Source organism: Massilia sp. UYP32, assembly GCF_050434365.1.
Classification (GTDB): Bacteria; Pseudomonadota; Gammaproteobacteria; order Burkholderiales; family Burkholderiaceae_D; genus Telluria; species Telluria timonae.
Genome location: NZ_JBNDIK010000076.1, coordinates 1 through 1064, shown reverse-complemented (window position 1 = coordinate 1064; position 1064 = coordinate 1). Strand labels below are relative to the sequence as shown.

Genomic DNA, 1064 nt, shown 5'->3' with positions numbered 1-1064 from the left:
GCATCTGGCCCCTGTCACCAATCCGTGATCAAATTGGCAAGAGGGACATTTCTACTTTGCGCAACAGGGGACATTTCTATTTAGCGTTGACAAGGGTTATCGGGAAATTTATTTCGTAAGTGATCGGGTCAGTGCGTCGATGACCGCCCGATCGTTCGGATTGCACAACAGGGAAGGAAGATCCGCCTGCGGAATCAGGTGCACGGCCTGGCTTTCCCACCCCATCAGCGCCGGGTTGCCGCCGATCCGGCGCGCCAGGTAATAGCGGGTATGGGTCAGCGTGCGCGCGGAGTCGATCAGGTGAGCCAGGATTTCCACGCGCAGCCCCGATTCCTCGAACGCTTCCCGAATCGCCGTCGCTTGCAGGTTGATGCCGGGATCGACCCGGCCCTTGGGAAAGGTCGCGTCATAGCCGCCGAAGCGGTTCGACGGCGACACCGCCCAGACGCGCCCATCGTCTTCCACGATGACGACGCCGGCCGCGGGGGATTTCGATGGCGCTGGTTCGAAGGCCGGTTCGGCGATGTCGGCCTGGCCCGCAACGTCGGCCCAGTCGGCCTGCGTGGCCGGCACGTCCAGCCATGGCGCGAAGGGCAGGCCATTGAGCGCCGGGGGCAGGGCGCCGAGGGGAATCACGGTGGCGACCCGGGCAGGGTCGTGCCAGGTGCCGGGCGCGCTCGGCTGCGAAGGCCGGGCAATCAGCACTGGCTTGCCGTGCTCGTCAGGCTGGGGATGATGGACGGCGGCGTCGTTCATGGGACGGTGGCGGCTGAAATGATCGTGCGGGCCAAAAGCAATAAGGGCACTTCTTGCGAAGCGCCCTTATCTGAAGAAGGTTGGTGCGGCTGGCAGGAATCGAACCCACGACCCCTTGGTTCGTAGCCAAGTACTCTATCCAGCTGAGCTACAGCCGCCCAATGCAGGCATTATAGCGGGAGGCGGGCGTCTTGGCAAAGGTTCATTGCCGAACTGTTAGCGCAAAGTAGTAATGTCCCCTCTCCGCTAAGTAGAAATGTCCCCTAGGATGCCCTGAAGGGGGACGGGACAGTGCTCAAGATGACAGC

Annotated in this window: 1 protein-coding gene and 1 tRNA gene; both read right to left on the bottom strand. The window is 62.4% G+C overall.

Annotated elements, in window-relative coordinates:
* Positions 1 to 108: 108 nt before the first annotated feature.
* The gene (locus ABIB42_RS25925) at positions 109 to 756 is read right to left on the bottom strand and encodes an NUDIX hydrolase (RefSeq protein WP_005669970.1); all 648 of its coding nucleotides are present in this window, start codon (positions 754 to 756) and stop codon (positions 109 to 111) included.
* An 81-nt stretch (positions 757 to 837) separates the two neighbouring features.
* Positions 838 to 914 (bottom strand) — tRNA-Arg (locus ABIB42_RS25920).
* Positions 915 to 1064: the final 150 nt, after the last annotated feature.

Bases quoted from the DNA above. Each gene is read 5' to 3' on its own strand.
- ABIB42_RS25925 (WP_005669970.1), bottom strand. From the start codon at position 756: ATGAACGACGCCGCCGTCCATCATCCCCAGCCTGACGAGCACGGCAAG.